The 3,023-nt window shown below is 72.1% G+C and carries 3 protein-coding genes; 2 read left to right on the top strand and 1 reads right to left on the bottom strand.

What is annotated here, in order from left to right; translation table 11 throughout:
* On the top strand, positions 1–492 hold a 492-nt coding region (locus OUY22_RS36355), incomplete at its 5' end, for a hypothetical protein (protein ID WP_270159861.1).
* 85 nt (positions 493–577) lie between these two features.
* On the opposite strand, the gene OUY22_RS36350 is transcribed toward OUY22_RS36355, so the two are convergent.
* Positions 578–1,660, bottom strand: a complete 1,083-nt coding sequence (locus tag OUY22_RS36350; protein WP_270159860.1) for a GH12 family glycosyl hydrolase domain-containing protein — start codon at positions 1,658–1,660, stop codon at positions 578–580.
* A gap of 226 nt (positions 1,661–1,886) precedes the next feature.
* Between OUY22_RS36350 and OUY22_RS36345 the strand changes: the two genes are divergently transcribed.
* The gene (locus OUY22_RS36345; RefSeq protein WP_270159859.1) at positions 1,887–2,948 is read left to right on the top strand and encodes a lytic polysaccharide monooxygenase auxiliary activity family 9 protein; all 1,062 of its coding nucleotides are present in this window, start codon (positions 1,887–1,889) and stop codon (positions 2,946–2,948) included.
* Positions 2,949–3,023 lie beyond the last annotated feature (75 nt).

The following is a 3,023-nucleotide window of genomic DNA, read 5'->3' as shown; positions in this document are numbered from 1 at the left end:
GCGCTGCCGGACGCCGACGTGCGGCCCCGCGTCGCGAAGGGGGTGCTGGCGGTGCTCGCGCTGTCGCTGGCGGCGCTGCTGGAGCTGCCCCGGCAGGTGATGCCGCCCGCGGTGAGCTCGCCGGCGCCGTCGTCCGCGCCGTCCGCGCCGTCCACGCCGCCGTCGTCGGTGGCCTCGATGCCGGCCATGGAGCGGACGCGGGCCGAGGAGCGGACGCAGGCCGCGGGGCAGACGGTCCGGCAGGCGGTCGACGGCTTCCACGCCACCCTGGAGGGCTCCGACGTGTGCGGCGCGCTCGGCGGGGACGTGGCGCTGGACCTCAAACAGGTGCTGCGCGGGGCGCTGGTTTCGCCGGGGCCGGAGGAGACCCGCCTGTCCGGGCTGCGCCAGAAGCTGGCGGACCGGGAGCGTGAGGGCCGGCTCGCCCCGGCCTGCCGCTCCCAGCTGGAGATCCGGCTCAACGAGATCTCCGCCGCCCGCCGGTCGCCCTGACGGTCCCGGCCCGGCCCGCGGGACGCGGGCTCACACCGCTGGTCCGGGCGCGGGCCGCCGGGCCCGCGCCGCTGGTCCGGCCCCGTCACGAGCACGTGTAGCCCGAGGGGACGGCCGTGGAGCCGCCGGGGCGGGAGGCCTGGAAGCCGAAGCTGGTACTGCCTCCGGGAGCCAGGGAGCCGTTGTACGGGAGGTTGGTCGCGGTCACCGTCTGCCCGCTGGTGGACAGCTGGGCGCCCCAGGACCCGGTGATCGCCTGACCGGCGGGAAGGGTGAAGGTGACGCGCCAGCTTGAGATCGGCGACGAGCCGCGGTTGGTCACCGTGACCGGCTGGACGACGTACCCGCCGTCCCACTGGCCCTGGACGGTCGCGGCGGCCTGGCAGGAGCCGCCGGGCTGGGGGTCCTGGCCGCCCGAGGTGGTGACGGAGAACGAGCCGACCGCCAGGCCGGCGCCGCCCACCCAAGGCTCGAACCCGGCCTGCACGCTGGTCAGGTACCAGGACCGCTGGCCGTACCCGCGGGCCACGACGTCGGCGTAGAAGGTGTCGACGGCGAAGTCGAGTGAGGTGGCGGGCGTGGTGCGGACGTAGGAGATGACGTTCCAGCCGATGTTGCCGAACCAGACCTGCCAGGTGGCGCCGGCCAGGTTGACGGTGCCGACCTGGGACCCGATCGGCTGGATGGAGCCCCGCCGGTTCAGCCAGATCATCAGCTCGGCGCCGGTGTTCTGCCCGTCGGTGCGCGGGGTGGGGTCGAACCACAGGTCGTAGGCGGCGTTCCAGGTGCCGCTGTTCGGATAGCTCATGCTGACGGCGGAGCGCAGGTTGCGGAAGCCGCTCGCGTCCGCCCGCATGGGCAGGCCGCTGCCGGTGGTGCAGTTGGCGTAGTGGCAGCCGGCGAAGATGGAGGGGTAGGCGGCGGGCGCGCCGTTGGTGGCGTTGTTGTGCGCGGCCTGGGTGATGGTGAAGCCGCCGTTCTGGTTGACGTCGATGCACTGCGCCGTGTCGGCGCCCCAGACGTTGTTCTGCACGATGTAGCGGCCGTTCTGGATGGCCGTGGAGCCGTACTTCTCGCAGATGACGGGGGCCGCGGCCTGCGCGGGCAGGGCGAACGCGAACGTCGCCAACAGGACCGCGAGGGCCAGGGGAAGGTGCACGCGTCTCATGACCGCCACCATCACGAGGCGGGGGGGCTCCGGCAACCCGGCCCGGTCGTCCGGCGCGGCGGCAAGGTGGACCACCAGGCGAAACCACCGCGGGGACGACTGAAAGTTTCACCTGGGATTGTCGGACTGAGTGCGGACATGTTGTAATGCGATCACGCGAGTGCTGCCGGGCGGGCGGGTCGTGGTGGGTTCCTCTGTCATGCGTGTGAGCAAAGGAATCTTGTCCATGAGAGTCATGCGTTCGGTGGTCCTCGCGGCCGCCGCGGCGTTCGCCATGATCATCACCGCCTTCGTGATCCCCCAGTCGGCCCAGGCCCACGGCGTCACCATGTTCCCCGGCAGCCGCACCTTCCTGTGCTGGCAGGACGGCCTGCGGGAGAACGGCGCGATCGACCCGTACAACCCCGCGTGCGACGCGGCCGTCGCGCAGAGCGGCACCACCCCGCTGTACAACTGGTTCGCCGTGCTCCGCTCCGACGGCGCCGGCCGGACCAGCGGGTTCATCCCCGACGGCCAGATCTGCAGCGGCGGCACCGGCGGGCCGTACGACTTCAGCGCCTACAACGCGGTGCGCAACGACTGGCCCAAGACCCACCTGACGTCGGGTGCGAACATCCAGATCCGGCACAGCAACTGGGCGGCCCACCCGGGCTCGTTCGACCTCTACATCACCAGGAACGGGTGGAGCCCGAACAGCCCGCTGCGCTGGGCCGACCTGGAGAAGTTCGGCACCGTGAGCAACCCGCCGCAGTCGGGCGGGGTGGGCGGACTGAACTACTACTACTGGAACTCGACGCTCCCGTCCGGCAAGAGCGGCGACCACATCCTGTTCATCCACTGGAAGCGCTCCGACAGCAACGAGAACTTCTACAGCTGCTCGGACGTCGTCTTCGACGGCGGCAACGGCGAGGTCACCGGCGTCGGCCCGGGCGGCGGGCAGTCGCCCGGCCCGACGGACACGCCGACCCAGAACCCCGACGCGGACTGCCAGGCCACCTTCCGCGGGACCGACAACGGCTGGGCCGGCCACTTCCAGGGTGAGGTGACCGTCCGCAACACCGGGACCACCGCGCTCAACGGCTGGACGGTGTCCTGGACCTACACCGGCGGCCAGGGCTTCTCGGGCTCGCCGTGGAACGCCACCCTGACCGGGCAGCCGCCCAACGTGGTGGCCAAGAACGCGTCGTACAACGGGCAGCTGGCGCCGAACGCCTCGACCACGTTCGGGTTCAACGCCACGGGCAGCGTGCCCAGCCCGGTCCCGACGCTGACCTGCACGAGCCCGTAGAGGCAGGCCGATGCTGGAGGACGTACGAAGGCCACCGGCCCGGCGGCGCGGCTTCCTGGCCGTCGCCGCCGTGGT

This window comes from Nonomuraea corallina, assembly GCF_027620315.1.
Lineage (GTDB): Bacteria > Actinomycetota > Actinomycetes > Streptosporangiales > Streptosporangiaceae > Nonomuraea > Nonomuraea corallina.
This window is presented reverse-complemented; position numbering and strand designations above follow the sequence as displayed.